Genomic DNA, 16,743 nt, shown 5'->3' on the forward strand with positions numbered 1-16,743 from the left:
GGGGGGGGCGCGGGGGGGGGGGGGCGCCCCCCCCCCCCCCCCCCCCCCCCCCCCCCCCCCCCCCCCCCCCCCCCCCCCCCCCCCCCCCCCCCCGGCCCCGACCCACCCACCTCAGGGGCGCGGGGAACTGCGCAAAACGCCCGCCCCCACCGAACCCGCAGAGATCACGTCGCCGTCAGCGGCTTCGCGATGTCCTCCAGGGAGCGACGCTCCGCATGGACCGCAAGAAACGCCGCCACCAACCCCGCCGCACACATCAGCCCCGCCCCGATCTGGAAGGCCAGCACCGTGTCACCGACCTTCCCCGTACTCGTCAGGTCGGCGAACAGCAGCGGCCCGCTGATACCACCCGCCGCCGTCCCCAGCGCGTAGAAGAACGCGATCGACATCGCCCGCGTCTCCATCGGGAACACCTCGGACACCGTGAGGTAAGCACTGGACGCACCCGCAGAGGCGAAGAACAGCACCGCGCACCAGCAGGCCGTCATCGTGGTCGCGCTCAGCGACCCCTGGTCGAACAGCCAGGCCGTCGCGAACAGCAGCAGTCCCGAGAGCAGATAGGTCGACGAGATCATCACCCGCCGCCCCACCGTGTCGAACAGCTTCCCCAGCAGCAGCGGCCCGCAGAAGTTGCCGATCGCGATGACCGCGAAGTAGTACCCGGTGCTCCCGGTAGGCACATCGAAGAACGTCGTGAGGATCGCGCCGAAGCCGAAGGTGATCGCGTTGTACAGAAAGGCCTGGCCGATGAACAGCGAGAACCCCAGCACAGAGCGGCGCCGGTAGTCGGAGAACAACGTCCGCGCGATCTCCAGGAACGAGACACTGCGCCGCTGACGGATCGTGATCTCACCCTCGGCCCGCGGCAGAGCCGAACCCCGCTCCGCCTCCACCCGCTCCTCGATCGACGTGACGATCCGTTCGGCCTCCTCGTCCCGCCCGTGGATCAGCAACCACCGCGGACTCTCCGGCACATGTCGCCGTACGAGAAGGATCACGAAGGCCAGCACGGAGCCCAGTGCGAACGTCAGCCGCCACCCCACGTCCTTCGCGAACACCTCCGTGTTCAGCGCGACGATCGACAGCAGCGATCCCCCCACCGCTCCCAGCCAGAAACTCCCGTTGATGATCAGGTCGACCCGCCCCCGGTACTGCGCCGGGATCAGCTCGTCGATCGCGGAGTTGATCGCCGCGTACTCCCCGCCGATCCCGAACCCGGTCAGGAACCGGAACAGGAAGAACCACCAGGAGTCGAAGGACACCGCGGTAAGCGCGGTGGCCGCCAAATACACGGCCAGCGTGATCATGAACAGCTTCTTGCGGCCCCATTTGTCGGTCAGCCGCCCCCAGAACAGGGCTCCCACACACGCGCCCGCCACATACAGCGCCGCCGCGATACCGGTGACCTGCCCGGAGGAGATGTCGAGCCCACTGCCCGGCTCCGACAGCCGGCTCGCGATGTTGCCGACGACCGTGACCTCGAGGCCGTCGAGGATCCATACGGTGCCGAGCCCGATGACGATCGTCCAGTGCCAGCGGGACCAGGGGAGCCGGTCGAGCCGAGCGGGGACGTTCGTCGTCACAGTACGGCCGGATTCGGCCTGCGCGGTGGTCAAGGGACCGCTCCCTCCTCGAGACGTGCGGGGTCGAACGAACCTCCCCCGGGTTCCCCCGACCAGCGCGTCTACGCCCCGAGCGCCCGCGACACCGTGTAGATCAGCAGCCCCACGAGTGACCCCACCACCGTGCCGTTGATGCGGATGAACTGGAGGTCCCGGCCGATGTGCGCCTCGATCTTGCGGGTCGTGTGCTCGGCGTCCCACCCGGCCACCGTGTCCGTGATCAGCAAGGTGATCTCGCGCCGGTAGGTGGTGACCACGTACACCGCGGCCCCCTCCACCCACCCGTCGACCTTCGCCTGCACCTTCGGGTCCACGGCCATCCGCGCGCCCAGCGACAGCAGCGACGCCCGTACCCGCAGCCGCAGTTCACTGCGCTCGTCCTCGGCGGCGGACACGATCATCGACCGTACGGCGGTCCAGGCGGAGGCGATGAGGTCCTGGACCTCGCCGCGCCCCAGCACCTCGCCCTTGAGCCGTTCGATACGCGCGCGGGTGTCGGTGTCGGACTGGAGGTCGGAGGCGAAGTCCGACAGGAACCGGTCCAGGGCCCCGCGCGCCGGATGCGACGGCATGTCCCGCATCTCCGTCACGAACCGCAGGAGTTCCTTGAAGACCCGCTCACCGACCTTCTTGTCGACGAAACGCGGGGTCCAGCCGGGCGCTCCGCCCTGCACCGCGTCCATGACCTGCTCGTCGTGCAGCACGAGCCAGTCATGGGCGCGGGCCACCACGAGGTCGACGGCCCGCCGGTGTCCCCCGTCGGCGACGACCTTCGCCAGCATCTTCCCGATGCCGGGCGCGATCTCCTGGGCGTCGGCCCGCCGGGTGATCGCCTCACCGACCACGGCCTGGACGTCGGAGTCCCGCAGCACGGTCAGGGCGCCCCGGAGCGCGGCCGACAGCTCCGCCGTCACCCGGTCGGCGTGCTCGGGCTCCGCCAGCCACGCGCCGAGCCGGCTGCCGATCCCCACCGCGCGCAGCCGCTGCCGTACGACGTCCTCGGAGAGGAAGTTCTCGCCGACGAACTCGCCGAGGGACACCCCCAGTTGGTCCTTCTTGGTGGGGATGATCGCGGTGTGCGGGATGGGCAGGCCAAGAGGGTGACGGAAGAGGGCCGTGACCGCGAACCAGTCGGCCATCGCACCGACCATGCCCGCCTCGGCGGCCGCGGCGACGTACTCCGCCCAGGTCCCGGCACCCTCATGGGACGCCCACTTGGCCAGCACGTACACCAGTGCGACGAAGAGCAGCAGTCCGGTCGCGGTGAGCTTCATGCGCCGCACACCGCGCTGCTTCTCCAGGTCGGCCTCGCTGAAGGTGTTCATCGCACGGACGTCCGCCCGGCCACGCCGCTCCACGTCAGATGGTCCGGTTTCCTCAGATTTCGTACGTTCCATCCGCTCCACCCGTTCGGTGATCCCTCACACAGTGTCCCTTCCCGACCGACTCCCGGAACGGAACAAGAGTTCCCGACGCCCGACCGGACGAGGGAACCGGAGGGGGTCTCGTCACTTGTCCCCAGGTTCATGCCTCATCATGAGTTGATCAGATCGGAGCCCCGGGCTCCCATCTCCTGAGGAGAACAGCACCGCATGACAAGGCGTCATGGTTACGCCCTGCTCGCCGCGATCATCGCCGCGATCGTGGCCCTGTCCACCGCCGTCTACGTCGGAGTGGCGGCCGACACCGACACCAGGGCCGGGACCTCACTGTCCGGCTCCGGACCCTCGCGTCCCTCCGCCGCACCCGTCTCCGCCGGATCCTGGGTCGGCACCTGGTCCGCCTCCCCGGTCGGTGCCGAGCCCGGCACCGCGAACGAGGGCATGACGGGCCGCTCCGTCCGCAACGTCGTCCACGCCGGCGTCGGCGGTACGAGTGCCCGCATCACGCTGTCCAATCTCTACGGCAGAAGCGCGCTGACCATCACCCACGCGACCATCGCGCTCGCCGCCGGCACGAAGAGCGCCAAGGCGAGCGCGGGGACCATGCGGCGGCTCACGTTCGCCGGCAGCACCAGGGCCGTCATCGCGGCGGGCGCGCAGACGGTCAGCGACGCCGTCGCCCTGCCCGTCCCGGCGGGCGCCGACGTCCTGGTCACCACCTACTCCCCCACCCTCTCCGGCCCGGTCACCTACCACCCGGCCGCACGGCAGACGTCGTACGCCGCCGAGGGCGACCGCACGGCGGACGAGACCGGGACGGCGTACACCGAGCGGGTCGGCTACTGGCGGTATCTCACCGCGTTGGACGTCCTGAGCGACGAGGCCGACGGCACGGTGGTCGCCTTCGGCGACTCGCTCACCGACGGCAAGAACTCCACGGCCGACGCGAACAACCGCTGGCCGGACTACCTGAACCGGCGTCTGCGCGCGGCCCTGGCCGCCGGTCGGGGCCTCCCCCGCTACAGCGTCGTCAACGCGGGGATCGGCGGCAACCAGGTCCTCGCGGACGCCCGCGGACGCCCGCTGGAGAACCAGGCCGGCATCCGCCGCTTCACCCGCGACGTGCTCGACCGTCCCAACGTCAAGATCGTCGTCATCGACCTCGGCATCAACGACATCCTCCGCACGCCGGGCACCGCCGACCCGGACAGGATCCTCACCGGCCTCCGCGACCTGGTCCGCCAGGCCCACGCCCACGGCATCAAGGTCGTCGGCGCGACGCTCATGCCCTTCGGCGACCGCAGCGGCTGGACCGAGGCGCGGGAAGGTGTGCGCCAGACCATCAACGCGGAGATCCGCTCGGGGAAGGTGTACGACGCGGTGGCCGACTTCGACAAGGCGGTACGGGACCCCTACGACCCGCGGCTCCTGCGCCCCCTGTACGACTCGGGGGACCGTCTCCACCCCAACGACAGGGGGTACGAGCGGATGGCGGATGCGTTCGATCTGGAGTACCTGAAGGGATCGGCGGCGGCCCGACTGTAGCTGCGGCCCGGTGGGGGCTGGTCGCGCAGTTCCCCGCGCCCCTGGGTGGGTGCACCTAGGCGGGCAGGAAACCGCGCGACCAACCACGACGGACCCGCAGGTCACGACCACCCCAGCCGCACCCATAGGGGCGCGGGGAACTGCGCGACCAGCCACGACGGACCCGCAGCCGCCGAACGACCGCTCAGTCCCCGCGCCCCCGAGTGGGTCCAGACAAGGCACGCCCCAGCCGCACCCACCCAGGGGCGCGGGGAACTGCGCGACCAGCCACGACGGGCCCGCGGCCGCCGGACGACCGCTCAGTCCTCGCGCCGTCGGCGCCTCTCCCGGCGATCCTCGTGCCGGGCCCGCCTCAGGTCGTGGTGTCCCTCGAGCATCCGCCGATGCACATCCCGCGCCTCGTCCCGGGCCGACTCCTTGAGCTCACGCTCGGCCGCACGCCGGTCCAGCTTGTCCTGGCGCCGCTCCTCCCGGAGCCGCTGCCGCTCCGCCCGGGTGACCTTCCGCTCGACACCGACCCCGCCCCAGAACGCGAACCCGGTGACGATGACACGAGGTGCTCCCGGATCCCCCGGCACACCTTCCTCACGCTGGTCGAACCCGCCCATGATCCCGATCCCGCGGACCACGACCTCGACCCCCGGCGGCACGATCACCTGCATCCCGCCCATGACGGCGACACAGTTGATCACAACCTCGCGGTCCGCGAAGTTCGCCTCCCGCAGATCGAGTTCGCCGCCGCCCCAGAAGGCGAAGCAGTTGAACCGCCGGGGCACGGTCCACCGCCCCCTGCGCTGGAACCCGGACATCACGGCGACGGCCCACGTGGAGGACCCCTCGCCGCCGACGATCCTGGACGCCCAACTCCCGTCCGGCTCGGGCCGCTTCACCATGTCGACCTTGGCAGCGGCCACCTGGCCGTCCGGCAGGTCCCGGGTGATCGGCGCGAGCTCCCCGTACGTCCGGGCCCGGAACGTCGTCTCCAGCCGCTCCTCGAACTCCTCCATGTCGAGCCGCCCTTCGGCGAGGGCGTCCCGCAGAACCTCGGCGACCCGCTCACGATCGGCGTCGGAAGCCCGGAGTTCCGGGGTGGGCGGCCTGGGGGGTGTCCCCCCGGAAGACACAGCGTCGGTCATACAAGGCAGCGTACGAGTTCTCCCGGCCCCGCACTATGCGGTGGCCCGCTCCGCGTACATCTTCGCGATCACCGCCTCGATGTCCGGCTCCCGCACCGACAGGTCCACCAGCGGGTACTCCGCCGCGACCCGAGCCACCAGCGCCGCCGCCGACTCCCCCGCCGGGAACGCCAGCCACTGCCGGGGTCCCTCGACCTTGACCACCCGCGCCGGTGCCGCCTCGATCGGCGGCAACTCGCGCTCCAGGTCCACGACCAACGTGCGCTCGCTCTCGCCCACCTCGTGAAGGCCGGCCAGCGGACCGTCGTACATGAGGCGCCCGTGGTCGATGACCATCACGCGCGAGCAGAGCTGCTCGATGTCCTGGAGGTCGTGCGTGGTCAGCAGGACCGTCGTGCCGCGCTCGGTGTTCAACTCCCGCAGGAATCCCCGTACCTTGGCCTTGGAGATGACGTCGAGCCCGATGGTCGGCTCGTCCAGGTACAGCACCTCGGGGTCGTGCAGCAGCGCCGCCGCGATGTCGCCCCGCATCCGCTGCCCCAGGGACAGTTGACGTACCGGCACGTCCAACAGGTCGTCCAGTTCGAGGAGTTCGACACACCGGTCGAGGTTCTCGCGGTAACGGGCGTCCGGGATGCGGTACATGCGGTGCATCAGCTTGTACGAGTCGATCAGCGGAAGGTCCCACCACAGGGTCGTGCGCTGGCCGAAGACCACACCGATGCGGTGGGCCAGGCGCGTGCGTTCGCGCGACGGGTCGATCCCCGCCACCCGCAGCCGGCCACCACTCGGCGTCAGGATGCCCGTCAGCATCTTGATCGTCGTCGACTTGCCGGCACCGTTCGGGCCGATGTACCCGACCATCTCGCCGCGCGCCACGGTGAAGGAGATCGAGTCGACCGCCCGCACCTGCCGCCGCTCCCGTTTCAGGAAACCGGTCTTCCTGCGCACCTCGAAGACCTTCTCGACCTGGTCGAGTTCAATGAAGGCGTCCACCGTCAACTCCCCGTACTCCGATACGAACCGAGCCCCGCCCGCCACGCCAGCCCGGCCAGCGCACAGCACACCACCGCCACCAGCGGGGAGGCGAAGGCCACCCACTGCGGCAGCTCCAGCGGGTACGGCCGCCCCAACACATAAGAGGCCGGTACCCAGTTGACGAAGGCGAGGGGCAGCATGAACGTCACCCCCCGCACGAAGTCCTTCCCGAACACCGTCGGCGGATACTGCAACAGGGTGGTACCGCCGTACGTGAACGCGTTCTGCACCTCGCTCGCGTCCTGCGCGTAGATCTGGAACGCCGCGCCCGCCACGAACACCGCGCTGAAGATCACCGCGCCACAGGCCACCATCACCGGCACCAGCAGCACCTTCACCACGCTCCAGTCGACGTCGACCGCCGCCAGCGCCCAGACCAGCACCACCACGCCCTGCGTGATCCGGCCCAGCCGGCGCAGCGCGAAGTGGTCCGCCCCGATCTGCGCGAGCACCGGCGCGGGCCGCACGAGCAGCACGTCGAAGGAACCGTCGCGGATCCGGGCACCCAGCACGTCCATCGAGCCGAGCACCAGATCGGCGATGCCGAAGGCGGTGACCGAGAGGCCGTAGAGGAAGGCGATCTCGGGCAGCGTCCAGCCGCCCAGCGAGTCGACCTGCGAGAACATCAGCAGGATCCCGACGAAGTCCAGGCCGGTCACCGCCAGGTTGCCGAACACCGTGACGACGAAGGAGGTCCGGTAGGTCATGGCGGAGCGGATCCACATGCCCGCGATCAGCCGATAGGCCCGCAGCCCCTCCCCCAGACGCGCAGCCTCTCCCTCTCCCCAACCCGATGCCTCATCCACCCTGCACCACCACCCGCCGCGTCGCCGCCGACTGCAACAACCGCCCGGCCGCCAGCAGTACGACCGCCCACACCGCCTGGAAGGCGTACGCCCCGAGCGGGTCGGTCTTCCCCATCAGCACGTCCGCCGGCATCTGGAGCTGCGCCGCCCACGGCAGCACGCGCACGATGTCGCCGAACACGCCCGGGAAGGCGTTCAGCGGGAGGACCATCCCCGAGCAGAAGATGCCCAGGATCATCACGGCCTGCGAGATGCCCTGGCCGTCCATCAGCCAGAACGCGCTCAGCGCCGCCAGATACCGGATCCCGAAACTGACGAGCATCGCGAGGAACAGCGCCACCACAAGGGCCGCCCAGGACATGACGTCCGTCGGCAGCGCCATCGGGAAGAACAGCGCGCCGAACGCGAAGGGGATCACCCCGCGCCCGATCAACTGGAACACCGACCGGCCCAAGTCGCTCGCCAGCCACCACAGTTGAAGGTCGGCGGGCCGGTACAGGTCGACCGCGATCTCCCCCGTGCGGATGCGGCCCATCAGATCCTTCTCCGCGCCGCCGCCCTGGATCGCGAGGGTCGAGTAGAGACACTGCCCGAGCCACACATAGGTGACCGCCTGCGCCTGGTCGTAGCCCCCGAGATGGGGTTTCTCGTCCCACAGCGCCAGATACGTGTAGACGAGGATCACACCGAAGACGGTGTTGGTGAACACCCCTGCGAGCGTCGCCGCCCGATACGTCGCGTACCGTCTGAATCCGCCCGCCGCGACGGCCACGTACAACCGCCCGGAACCCACATCCACAGCCCTCCTCGGCCCGCCGACACCAAAGCGCACGAGCCTAGTGCGCAGGTGATGAGGCGGGCCACCCATTTTCTGGGCGAGACGCGCGCCATATCCGGGAACGGAACGCATGGTGCGAGAGTCTTCAACAGGGGGCGCAGAAGGCGTACGAGGACGTACGGGAACGTATGACGTGAAACAGGAGTCCGTGCACGACATGAGCGACCAGCCGCAGCAGCCGACCGAGGGCTGGGCACCGAGAGATCCGCAGGCGGCTGAAGAGCCCGGCCAGACGAAGGCCAAGGAGCCCAAGAAGCCCAAGCGGCCCAAGCGCACGGGCTGGCGGCGGCTCATCCCGACGTGGCGCATGCTGCTGGGCACCTTCGTCGTCGGGCTGATCGTCCTGGCCGGACTGTTCTACATCGGCTACTCCATGGTCAAGATCCCGCCGGCCAACGCGCTCGCCATGAAGCAGTCCAACGTCTACCTGTACGCCGACGGCAGCCAGCTCGCCCGCGACGGTGAGATCAACCGCGAGAACGTCGGCCTCGCACAGATCTCCAAGGACGCCCAGCACGCCATCCTCGCCGCCGAGGACCGCGACTTCTACTCCGAGTCCGCGATCGACCCCAAGGCCATGCTCCGCGCCGCCTGGAACACCGCCACCGGCAAGGGCAAGCAGTCCGGCTCCACGATCACCCAGCAGTACGTGAAGAACTACTACCTGGCGCAGGAACAGACCGTCACCCGCAAGGCCAAGGAGTTCTTCATCTCGATCAAGCTGGACCGCGAGAAGTCCAAGGACGAGATCCTCGAGGGCTACCTCAACACCAGCTACTTCGGCCGCACCGCCTACGGCATCCAGGCCGCCGCCCAGGCCTACTACGGCATGGACGCCGTCGACCTCGACCCGGCCCACGCCGCCTACCTCGCCGCACTGGTCAACGCACCCAGCGAGTACGACGTCGTCGCACACCCCGAGAACAAGGCCGCCGCCGAGGCCCGCTGGAACTACGTCCTGGACGGCATGGTCAAGAAGGGCTGGCTGAGTGAGTCCGCGCGCACCGGACTGAAGTTCCCGATGCCCAAGGAACAGACCATCTCCACCGGCCTGTCCGGACAGCGCGGCTACATCGTCCAGGCGATCAAGGACTACCTCACCACCAACAAGATCATCACCTCGGAGCAGCTGGAAGCCGGCGGCTACCGCATCACCACCACCCTGGACAAGAGCAAGCAGGACGCCTTCGTCAAGGCCGTCAACGACCAGGTGATGGACAAGCTCGACAAGAAGAACAACAAGGTCGACAACTACGTCCGCGCCGGTGGCGCCTCCGTCGACCCGAAGACCGGCAAGGTCGTCGCCATGTACGGCGGCGTCGACTACGTCAAGCAGTACACGAACGGCGCCACCCGCGGCGACTTCCAGGTCGGCTCCATCTTCAAGTCGATCGTCTTCGCCTCGGCCGTCCAGAACGACTCCGAGACCCAGGACGGCCAGCTCATCACCCCGAACACCTACTACGACGGCACCAACAAACGCCCCGTCGTCGGGTGGAACGGCGGCACCTACGCCCCGGAGAACGAGGACGACGGCTCCTACGGCGAGATCACCGTGCGTGCGGCCACCGACAAGTCCGTCAACTCGGTGTACGCGCAGATGGCCGTCGACGTCGGCTCCGACAAGGTCAAGCAGACCGCCATCGACCTGGGCATCCCCGCCGACACCCCGGACCTGACGGCCACCCCGTCCATCGCGCTCGGCGTGAACACCGCCAGCGTCCTCGACATGGCCGAGGCCTATGCCACCATCGCCAACCACGGCCGGCACGGCACGTACACGATGATCGACAAGATCACCAAGGACGGCTCGGAGGCCGTCGAGCTGCCCCGGCAGAAGACCAAGCAGGCCATCAGCCGCGAGGCCGCCGACACCACCACCTCCGTCCTGCAGAGCGTCGTCGACAACGGCACCGCCACCGCCGCGCAGGCCGCCGACCGCCCCGCCGCGGGCAAGACCGGCACCGCCGAGGAGGACACCGCCGCCTGGTTCGCGGGCTACACCCCCGAACTCGCCACCGTCGTCTCCGTCATGGGCCAGGACCCGGTGACCGCCGCCCACAAGTCGCTGTACAACGCGATGGGCCTGCCGCGCGTCAACGGCGGCGGCCCCCCGGCCCAGATCTGGGCGCAGTACACCAAGGCCGCCCTCAAGGGGAAGCCGGTCAGCGACTTCGACCTCGAACTCCAGCCGGGCGCCGAGACCCAGGCCCCCAGCACCCAGGCCCCGGCCGACCCGACCACCGGCGGCCAGGACGACGGCGGCACCACGGGCGACACCACCGGCGGCCAGGACACCCAGGGCCAGACGCAGGGCCAGACCCAGGGGCAGTCCCAGGGCCAGGACAACGGCGGCACCACCACGACCGGCGGCGACACCACGACGGGCGGGACCACCGGCGACACGACCACCGGAGGCACCACGACCGACGGCGGCACCACCGACGGCGGAACCACAGGCGACCCCACGACCGGCGGGACCACCGACGGCGGTACGACAGGTGACACCACCGGCGGCACCACGAACGGCTCGACCGAGGGAACGACGACGGGCGGAGGCCCGGCGATCACCTCCTCCAGACGGGACTGACCGTCCCACGACACGGCGAGAGGGGCCGGTGACCACAGTCACCGGCCCCTCTCAGCGTCCATCTACAGGTACAGACCCGTCGAGTCCTCGGAGCCCTCGAACCGGTCCGCGGCCACCGCGTGCAGGTCGCGCTCCCGCATGAGGACGTACCCGACGCCCCGCACCTCGACCTCGGCACGGTCCTCCGGGTCGTACAGCACCCGGTCCCCCGGCTCCACCGTCCGCACGTTCTGACCCACCGCGACCACCTCGGCCCAGGCCAGCCGGCGCCCGACGGCCGCGGTGGCGGGAATGAGGATGCCGCCACCCGACCGCCGCTCGCCCTCGCCGTTCTCCTGCCGCACGAGCACACGGTCGTGCAGCATCCGGATGGGCAGCTTGTCGTCGTGCGTGTCGATTCTCTTGGCGCTCACGCCACTGAACCTACCTGCCTTCGAAGCCCCCGTACGCGTCCGGGTCAGCCCTTACGACGCCGGGTGCCCAGGGCGAGCAGCCCCACGAGCCCCACGACGACGAGGGCCACGGGCACCACCCGCTCAAGACGGGGAGCACCCTCCTCGTCCACGAACTGGGCCTTCACATCGGTGACCGCCTTGTTGACGGAGACGTACGCCCGCCCGAGCGTGTGGTCGATGTTGGAGACGACCTTGGCCTTGGCGTCACCGACGATCGTCTTCGGGTGCACCCGCACCCCGATCTCGTCGAGCGTCTCCGCCAGAAGCTCGCGGCGGCGCTTGATGTCCGCCTCGATCTGCGCCGGGGTTCTGATGTCCGACGTGTCCGCCACGGTGGGGCCTCCGAAATAGCCGATGCCTGTCGATGTCTGTCGATGCCTGTCGTTGTCGCCTGTCCTGGACAGTCTGTCAGTTCCGCCCACGACCGCACTGTCAGGACCCCCGGTTACGCTGACCCAATGAGCGAGCGACTCCAGCCCGGGGACGTGGCCCCCGCCTTCACCCTGCCCGACGCCGACGGCACCGACGTGTCCCTTTCGGACCACAAGGGCCGCAAGGTCATCGTCTACTTCTACCCGGCCGCCCTGACCCCCGGCTGCACGAAGCAGGCCTGCGACTTCACCGACAACCTGGAGGTGCTGGCCGGCGCGGGCTACGACGTCATCGGCATCTCCCCGGACTCCCCGGAGAAACTGGCGAAGTTCCGCGACAAGGAATCCCTGAGGATCACCCTCCTCGCCGACCCCGACAAGACCGTCACCGAGGCCTACGCCGCCTACGGCGAGAAGAAGAACTACGGCAAGACGTACATGGGCGTCATCCGCTCCACCGTCATCGTGGACGAGGAGGGCAAGGTCGAACGCGCCCTGTACAACGTCCGCGCGACCGGACACGTGGCGAAGATCATCAAGGACTTGGGTATCTGAACGAGATCCAGCAGTCAGGAGCCAGGTCGGGCCGCTCGGGCACCGGCCTGCGCTCCTCCCGCCACTCACCGGGCGCCAGCTCCTCGCCAACCCGCCGCCAAAAACTCGCGGCGCCGGCGTTGTTGTCCTGAAAAGCGATCTCCCACTCCCCCGGATGCCGAGCCACCACCTCCCGCACAGCCCACAACCCGGCCCCGGTACGCCGCACTCCCCGCACGACGAAGAAGCTGTTGAGCACCCGGGTGGGCCCACTGAGCCCCCGCACGAAGGCAAACCCGACAGGCCGCCCACCGAGGCCGATCAGATACGGCGCCCAGTCGCCGTCACCGGAGAACGCAGCCTCCAGCCGCTCACTGCGGAAGGTCCCGTCGGCGTTGGGCACACCTCCCACGAACTCACTCATGTCGTGCCGGAACATGAGCCAGAGGCGTTCGACGGCGGCTCGGTCGTCAGGGGTCGCTGCTCGCAGATCCAGATCCGCGTCATGTTCTGAGGTCATAAAAAAAGCCTCCCGAACGGACAAGGTCCGCACCCGGAAGGCCACGTTGATGACGGCCATTCTACCAGCCCCTTTACATCCCGAGCGTGACTGTCCGATTAGCGGTTCGTTACTCCGTACGAGGCCGCGAACGCGCGGCCGGGAACGGAGGGGGTCCGATGGGGGCAAGCGCGTACACCAAGGAGCGGCTGGAAGAGGCGGCTCGGGGGGCTCGGACGTTGTCGGAGGCGTTGGGGCGGTTGGGGGTGGATCCGCGGAGTTCGACGCGGCACTACATCCGGGAACGCCTGAAGAAGCTGGGAGTGGATACGTCGCACTTCGAGCGGGAGGGGGTCCGGTGGACGAAGGACATCCTCCAAGCAGCGGTCGCGGTGTCGACGAACATGTGCGAAGTCCTGCGCCACCTTGGGCTTGAGGTGGTCGGCGGTCACCACACGCACATCAGTAGCCGGATCAAGAGGTATGGCATCGACACCTCGCACTTCCAGGTGCCGTCCCGACGCGGCGAGATGCGGCGCCCTCGCACACCCGAAGGATTGCTCGTCAATCAGCAGCCCGCGCGCGCCCGACGCATCCATAGCGACCGTCTCAAGTGGGCTATGACGACCCTGGGCATGCCAGAGCAGTGCGCCCTCTGCGGTACGGAAGCGATGTGGCGAGGTCGTCCGCTCCCGCTTGAGGTAGACCATGTCGACGGCAACTGGCGGGACAACCGCATCGAAAACCTTCGCTTCCTATGCCCCAACTGCCACTCGACTACGGATAGTTACCGCGGGCGCGGCAAGGGGCGCTCCAAGGGCGGAGCATCGTGAGCAGTGGCGTGCACTACACCCGCGAGCGACTCGCTGAAGCTGCCGCACAGTGTTCGGACATCGACGAGGTCATCGTCTTCCTCGGCACGCGTCCATACGCCACGCTTCGCCGCTACCTCATCAGGCGCTTCTCTGGCTTCGACATCGACATCTCGCATTTCACTCCTCGGGGCAGGAGAGCCCGGCCCGCGTCCAGCGAATTGCGCGCTGCCGTCGCGGAATCGACTTCCATCGCAGAGACGCTCCGCCGCCTCGGGCGGCCGGACAACGGCAGGCAACGCGCACTGCTACGTCAGTGGGTCGTCGAGGAGCGCCTCATAACCCACCACTTCTTGGGGCAGGCCCACCAGCGGGGAAAGACCCGCCCGACAATGGCCAGGAAGGCGGAAGAGATTCTGGTTCTGCGTGACGACACACACCGGACGAGGACCGCACCACTACGGCGGGCGCTCCGCGAAATCGGCGTACCTGAGGAGTGCTCCGAGTGCGGGATCGGTCCCGAGTGGCTGGGTAAACCCATGACGCTGGAGGTCGACCACATCAACGGCGACTGGCGCGACAACCGACGCGAGAATCTGCGACTGCTGTGTCCCAACTGTCACGCGATCACGAGTACGTGGTGCAGGGGAGGCCGAATCCGCCAGGTGTCGCCCGGTACCATACGGGAGGCAAGCGGCGGTGGCGCAGTGGCGACGCAGCAGACTTAGGATCTGTGGCCCTTGATCGGGCTTGAGGGTTCGAATCCCTTCCGCCGCACCAAGAATGGCCTGCGAATCGAAATCGATTCGCAGGCCATTTTCGGTGCTGTCTCAGCCCAACAGCTCCCGCACCACCGGTACCAACCCTCGGAACGCCTTCCCTCGGTGGCTGATCGCGTTCTTCTCCGTCGCCGTCAGCTCGGCACAGGTGCGGGTGTCGCCCTCGGGCTGGAGGATGGGGTCGTAGCCGAAGCCGTTGGTGCCGGTCGGGGTGTGGCGGAGGGTGCCTCGGAGTTGGCCCTCGACCACTCGCTCCGTGCCGTCCGGCAAGGCGAGTGCCGCCGCGCAGGCGAAGTGGGCGCCGCGGTGTTCGTCGGCGATGTCGGAGAGTTGGGCGAGGAGCAGGGCCAGGTTGGCTTTGTCGTCTCCGTGGGTGCCGGCCCAGCGGGCGGAGAAGATGCCGGGTGCGCCGTTGAGGACGTCGACGCAGAGGCCGGAGTCGTCGGCGATGGCGGGGAGTCCTGTTGCCTGGGCGAGGGCGTGGGCTTTGAGGAGGGCGTTCTCGGCGAAGGTGACGCCGGTTTCCTTGACGTCGGGGATGTCGGGGTACGCGTCCGCGCCGACGAGGTCGTGGGGCAGGCCTGCGTCGGCGAGGATGGCGTGGAGTTCGGTGATTTTGCCGGTGTTGCGGGTGGCGAGGATCAGGCGGGTCATGTCGACCAGTATCCAAGTCCGGGTCAGGGGGTGCAGACCTTCGTCAGTTCCCCTGCGGCGTCGGTGATGGGGCTGAGGTCGGGGGTGGTGTCGCCCTTGTCCACGGCCGTGCGGACGTTGGTGACCGCGTCGCCGAGGTTGTCGACGGCCTTGTTGACGTCGGTGTTGTCCGTCTTGTCGCCGATCTCGTCGAGGTTCTTGTCGATGGCGTCGAGGGACTTGTCCAGCTGGGTGGGGTCGCTGGAGGCGTTCTCGACGGCTTGTTGGAGATCGGTGACGCTGTCGGCGATGGCGTCGGCGGTCTGGACACAGTCGAGTGCCTTGCTAACCGCGTCGCAGCCGGTGGTGAGGCCGGCCGTCAGTGCGACGGCGGCCACGGCGGCGGCGATGGTGGTGATACGGCTGCTGCGGCGGCGTCGGCTCGCGGCCATGGATCTGTTCCCTCCTGTGGGCAGGCCTCACAGGCCCCCGTTGTTGGCCGGGCGCCTGCTGTGCACAGCAGGCGCCCGTACTTCCGAAGACGCCGGGTGGGTCGGTGGGGTTGCGCGCCGCCACCGGGTTCCTTGGCGTTCTCTTTACCTTTCGAGGACCGTATCAAGTGCCTTGGTCTGGAGGGCGGCGAGTTCGGTGCAGCCCGACACGGCGAGGTCGAGGAGGGTGTTGAGTTCGTCGCGGGCGAAGGGTTCGGCCTCGGCGGTGCCCTGGACCTCGACGAAGCGGCCGTCGCCGGTGCAGACGACGTTCATGTCGGTGTCGGCCTTGACGTCCTCTTCGTAGCGGAGGTCGAGGAGGGGGACTCCGCCGACGATGCCGACCGAGACGGCCGAGACCGTGCCGGTCAGGGGCTGGCGGCCCGCCCTGATCAGCTTCTTGCCCTGGGCCCAGGAGACGGCGTCCGCCAACGCCACATACGCGCCGGTGATGGCGGCGGTGCGGGTGCCGCCGTCGGCCTGGAGGACGTCGCAGTCGAGGACGATGGTGTTCTCGCCGAGTGCCTTGTAGTCGATGACCGCGCGCAGGGAGCGGCCGATGAGGCGGCTGATCTCGTGGGTGCGGCCGCCGATCCTGCCGCGGACTGATTCGCGGTCGCCGCGGGTGTTGGTGGCGCGGGGCAGCATGGAGTACTCGGCGGTGACCCAGCCCTCGCCGCTGCCTTTGCGCCAGCGCGGGACGCCTTCGGTGACGGAGGCGGTGCAGAAGACCTTCGTGTCGCCGAAGGAGACGAGGACGGAGCCCTCGGCGTGCTTGCTCCAGCCGCGTTCGATGGTGACCGGGCGGAGTTGTTCGGGGGTGCGGCCGTCGATTCGAGACATGGCGCTGAGCCTATCCGCACCAGGGGTAAGGGCCCCTCCCGTCATGGGAAAGGGGCCCTTTTCGCGTGAGCGGGTGGTTCACATCAGGTCTTCGATCTCCGCCGCGATGGGGTCGGCGTCGGTGCCGATGACGACTTGGATGGCGGTGCCCATCTTGACGACGCCGTGGGCGCCGGCGGCCTTGAGGGCGGCTTCGTCGACCTTGCTGGCGTCGACGACTTCGGTGCGCAGGCGCGTGATGCAGCCCTCGACCTCTTCGATGTTCTCGATGCCGCCGAGTCCGGCGACGATTTTCTCTGCCTTGGTGGCCATGTCGGTCTCCTCACGCACAGTTGGCCCAGCTTCGTGAGCGATTGCGCCGTACGTACC

At 68.9% G+C, this 16,743-nt stretch carries 18 protein-coding genes and 1 tRNA gene; 6 read left to right on the plus strand and 13 right to left on the minus strand.

Annotated elements, in window-relative coordinates; genetic code table 11:
* Nucleotides 1–164 precede the first annotated feature (164 nt).
* Both ACFYRX_RS40960 and ACFYRX_RS40965 read right to left on the minus strand, forming a co-directional pair.
* Nucleotides 165–1,616: an MFS transporter gene (locus ACFYRX_RS40960; protein WP_389111753.1), complete on the minus strand. Its 1,452-nt coding sequence runs from the start codon at nucleotides 1,614–1,616 to the stop codon at nucleotides 165–167.
* Nucleotides 1,617–1,684: 68 nt separating this feature from the next.
* Nucleotides 1,685–3,019, minus strand: coding sequence for a DUF445 domain-containing protein (locus ACFYRX_RS40965; protein ID WP_389111754.1), 1,335 nt, complete (start codon nucleotides 3,017–3,019; stop codon nucleotides 1,685–1,687).
* A 195-nt stretch (nucleotides 3,020–3,214) separates the two neighbouring features.
* Between ACFYRX_RS40965 and ACFYRX_RS40970 the strand changes: the two genes are divergently transcribed.
* Nucleotides 3,215–4,549 carry an SGNH/GDSL hydrolase family protein gene (locus ACFYRX_RS40970; protein WP_389111756.1) on the plus strand — a complete coding sequence of 445 codons (1,335 nt, stop codon included), beginning with the start codon at nucleotides 3,215–3,217 and terminating at the stop codon, nucleotides 4,547–4,549.
* Nucleotides 4,550–4,848: 299 nt separating this feature from the next.
* Here ACFYRX_RS40970 and ACFYRX_RS40975 read toward each other — a convergent pair whose 3' ends face one another.
* The 4 genes from ACFYRX_RS40975 to ACFYRX_RS40990 form a co-directional block, all read right to left on the minus strand.
* Nucleotides 4,849–5,685 (minus strand): DUF1707 domain-containing protein, encoded by an 837-nt coding sequence (locus tag ACFYRX_RS40975; RefSeq protein WP_389111758.1) that lies wholly within the window; start codon nucleotides 5,683–5,685, stop codon nucleotides 4,849–4,851.
* 33 nt (nucleotides 5,686–5,718) lie between these two features.
* Nucleotides 5,719–6,687, minus strand: a complete 969-nt coding sequence (locus tag ACFYRX_RS40980; RefSeq protein WP_389111759.1) for an ATP-binding cassette domain-containing protein — start codon at nucleotides 6,685–6,687, stop codon at nucleotides 5,719–5,721.
* Complete coding sequence (locus tag ACFYRX_RS40985) at nucleotides 6,684–7,448, minus strand: ABC transporter permease (RefSeq protein ID WP_389111948.1); 765 nt, start codon at nucleotides 7,446–7,448, stop codon at nucleotides 6,684–6,686. The genes ACFYRX_RS40980 and ACFYRX_RS40985 overlap by 4 nt, the downstream gene beginning before the upstream one ends.
* Before the next feature lie 73 nt (nucleotides 7,449–7,521).
* Entirely contained in the window at nucleotides 7,522–8,322 is an 801-nt protein-coding gene (locus tag ACFYRX_RS40990) for an ABC transporter permease (RefSeq protein WP_389111950.1), read from the minus strand.
* Nucleotides 8,323–8,524: 202 nt separating this feature from the next.
* Here ACFYRX_RS40990 and ACFYRX_RS40995 point away from each other — a divergent pair, with 202 nt between their 5' ends.
* On the plus strand, nucleotides 8,525–10,957 hold the full coding sequence (locus ACFYRX_RS40995; RefSeq protein ID WP_389111761.1) for a transglycosylase domain-containing protein: 2,433 nt from the start codon (nucleotides 8,525–8,527) through the stop codon (nucleotides 10,955–10,957).
* Nucleotides 10,958–11,019: 62 nt separating this feature from the next.
* On the opposite strand, the gene ACFYRX_RS41000 is transcribed toward ACFYRX_RS40995, so the two are convergent.
* Together ACFYRX_RS41000 and ACFYRX_RS41005 are read right to left on the minus strand one after the other, a co-directional pair.
* The gene (locus ACFYRX_RS41000; RefSeq protein WP_389111951.1) at nucleotides 11,020–11,322 is read right to left on the minus strand and encodes a GroES family chaperonin; all 303 of its coding nucleotides are present in this window, start codon (nucleotides 11,320–11,322) and stop codon (nucleotides 11,020–11,022) included.
* A 92-nt stretch (nucleotides 11,323–11,414) separates the two neighbouring features.
* Complete coding sequence (locus ACFYRX_RS41005; protein ID WP_389111762.1) at nucleotides 11,415–11,744, minus strand: DUF3618 domain-containing protein; 330 nt, start codon at nucleotides 11,742–11,744, stop codon at nucleotides 11,415–11,417.
* Nucleotides 11,745–11,870: 126 nt separating this feature from the next.
* On the opposite strand from ACFYRX_RS41005, the gene bcp reads away from it, so the two are divergent.
* Nucleotides 11,871–12,338 (plus strand): thioredoxin-dependent thiol peroxidase, encoded by a 468-nt coding sequence (gene bcp / locus ACFYRX_RS41010; RefSeq protein WP_389111764.1) that lies wholly within the window; start codon nucleotides 11,871–11,873, stop codon nucleotides 12,336–12,338.
* Here bcp and ACFYRX_RS41015 read toward each other — a convergent pair.
* Complete coding sequence (locus ACFYRX_RS41015; RefSeq protein WP_389111953.1) at nucleotides 12,319–12,837, minus strand: GNAT family N-acetyltransferase; 519 nt, start codon at nucleotides 12,835–12,837, stop codon at nucleotides 12,319–12,321. The two genes, bcp and ACFYRX_RS41015, sit on opposite strands and share 20 nt — an antisense overlap.
* 158 nt (nucleotides 12,838–12,995) lie before the next feature.
* Between ACFYRX_RS41015 and ACFYRX_RS41020 the strand changes: the two genes are divergently transcribed.
* The 3 genes from ACFYRX_RS41020 to ACFYRX_RS41030 all read left to right on the plus strand — a co-directional run bounded on the left by ACFYRX_RS41020 (nucleotide 12,996) and on the right by ACFYRX_RS41030 (nucleotide 14,408).
* Nucleotides 12,996–13,649 (plus strand): HNH endonuclease, encoded by a 654-nt coding sequence (locus tag ACFYRX_RS41020; protein WP_389111766.1) that lies wholly within the window; start codon nucleotides 12,996–12,998, stop codon nucleotides 13,647–13,649.
* Nucleotides 13,646–14,356, plus strand: a complete 711-nt coding sequence (locus ACFYRX_RS41025) for an HNH endonuclease (protein ID WP_389111768.1) — start codon at nucleotides 13,646–13,648, stop codon at nucleotides 14,354–14,356. Before ACFYRX_RS41020 ends, ACFYRX_RS41025 begins: the two co-directional genes overlap by 4 nt.
* A tRNA-Leu gene (locus ACFYRX_RS41030) sits at nucleotides 14,322–14,408 on the plus strand. Before ACFYRX_RS41025 ends, ACFYRX_RS41030 begins: the two co-directional genes overlap by 35 nt.
* A 50-nt stretch (nucleotides 14,409–14,458) precedes the next feature.
* Here the strand turns inward: ACFYRX_RS41030 and rdgB are convergent.
* The 4 genes from rdgB to ACFYRX_RS41050 all read right to left on the minus strand — a co-directional run bounded on the left by rdgB (nucleotide 14,459) and on the right by ACFYRX_RS41050 (nucleotide 16,686).
* Nucleotides 14,459–15,061 (minus strand): RdgB/HAM1 family non-canonical purine NTP pyrophosphatase, encoded by a 603-nt coding sequence (gene rdgB, locus ACFYRX_RS41035; RefSeq protein WP_389111770.1) that lies wholly within the window; start codon nucleotides 15,059–15,061, stop codon nucleotides 14,459–14,461.
* Nucleotides 15,062–15,084: 23 nt separating this feature from the next.
* Nucleotides 15,085–15,492 carry a hypothetical protein gene (locus tag ACFYRX_RS41040; protein WP_389111772.1) on the minus strand — a complete coding sequence of 136 codons (408 nt, stop codon included), beginning with the start codon at nucleotides 15,490–15,492 and terminating at the stop codon, nucleotides 15,085–15,087.
* Between the two features lie 144 nt (nucleotides 15,493–15,636).
* A complete protein-coding gene (gene rph, locus ACFYRX_RS41045) occupies nucleotides 15,637–16,374 on the minus strand; it encodes a ribonuclease PH (protein ID WP_389111773.1) in 738 nt (245 codons plus the stop codon).
* Nucleotides 16,375–16,452: 78 nt separating this feature from the next.
* Complete coding sequence (locus ACFYRX_RS41050) at nucleotides 16,453–16,686, minus strand: PTS glucose/sucrose transporter subunit IIB (RefSeq protein ID WP_328747801.1); 234 nt, start codon at nucleotides 16,684–16,686, stop codon at nucleotides 16,453–16,455.
* Nucleotides 16,687–16,743 lie beyond the last annotated feature (57 nt).

Origin of the sequence: Streptomyces sp. NPDC005374, assembly GCF_042872225.1 — a bacterium.
Taxonomy (GTDB): Bacteria; Actinomycetota; Actinomycetes; order Streptomycetales; family Streptomycetaceae; genus Streptomyces.

What these genes read in the sequence shown, in the direction of transcription:
- ACFYRX_RS41050 (WP_328747801.1), bottom strand. Translation starts at nt 16,686, where the DNA reads ATGGCCACCAAGGCAGAGAAAATCGTCGCCGGACTCGGCGGCATCGAG.
- ACFYRX_RS40965 (WP_389111754.1), bottom strand. Translation starts at nt 3,019, where the DNA reads ATGGAACGTACGAAATCTGAGGAAACCGGACCATCTGACGTGGAGCGG.
- ACFYRX_RS40995 (WP_389111761.1), top strand. Translation starts at nt 8,525, where the DNA reads ATGAGCGACCAGCCGCAGCAGCCGACCGAGGGCTGGGCACCGAGAGAT.
- ACFYRX_RS41040 (WP_389111772.1), bottom strand. Translation starts at nt 15,492, where the DNA reads ATGGCCGCGAGCCGACGCCGCCGCAGCAGCCGTATCACCACCATCGCC.
- rph (WP_389111773.1), bottom strand. Translation starts at nt 16,374, where the DNA reads ATGTCTCGAATCGACGGCCGCACCCCCGAACAACTCCGCCCGGTCACC.
- ACFYRX_RS40970 (WP_389111756.1), top strand. Translation starts at nt 3,215, where the DNA reads ATGACAAGGCGTCATGGTTACGCCCTGCTCGCCGCGATCATCGCCGCG.
- rdgB (WP_389111770.1), bottom strand. Translation starts at nt 15,061, where the DNA reads ATGACCCGCCTGATCCTCGCCACCCGCAACACCGGCAAAATCACCGAA.
- ACFYRX_RS41015 (WP_389111953.1), bottom strand. Translation starts at nt 12,837, where the DNA reads ATGACCTCAGAACATGACGCGGATCTGGATCTGCGAGCAGCGACCCCT.
- ACFYRX_RS40985 (WP_389111948.1), bottom strand. Translation starts at nt 7,448, where the DNA reads ATGTGGATCCGCTCCGCCATGACCTACCGGACCTCCTTCGTCGTCACG.
- ACFYRX_RS40975 (WP_389111758.1), bottom strand. Translation starts at nt 5,685, where the DNA reads ATGACCGACGCTGTGTCTTCCGGGGGGACACCCCCCAGGCCGCCCACC.
- ACFYRX_RS41020 (WP_389111766.1), top strand. Translation starts at nt 12,996, where the DNA reads ATGGGGGCAAGCGCGTACACCAAGGAGCGGCTGGAAGAGGCGGCTCGG.
- bcp (WP_389111764.1), top strand. Translation starts at nt 11,871, where the DNA reads ATGAGCGAGCGACTCCAGCCCGGGGACGTGGCCCCCGCCTTCACCCTG.
- ACFYRX_RS41000 (WP_389111951.1), bottom strand. Translation starts at nt 11,322, where the DNA reads ATGCTGCACGACCGTGTGCTCGTGCGGCAGGAGAACGGCGAGGGCGAG.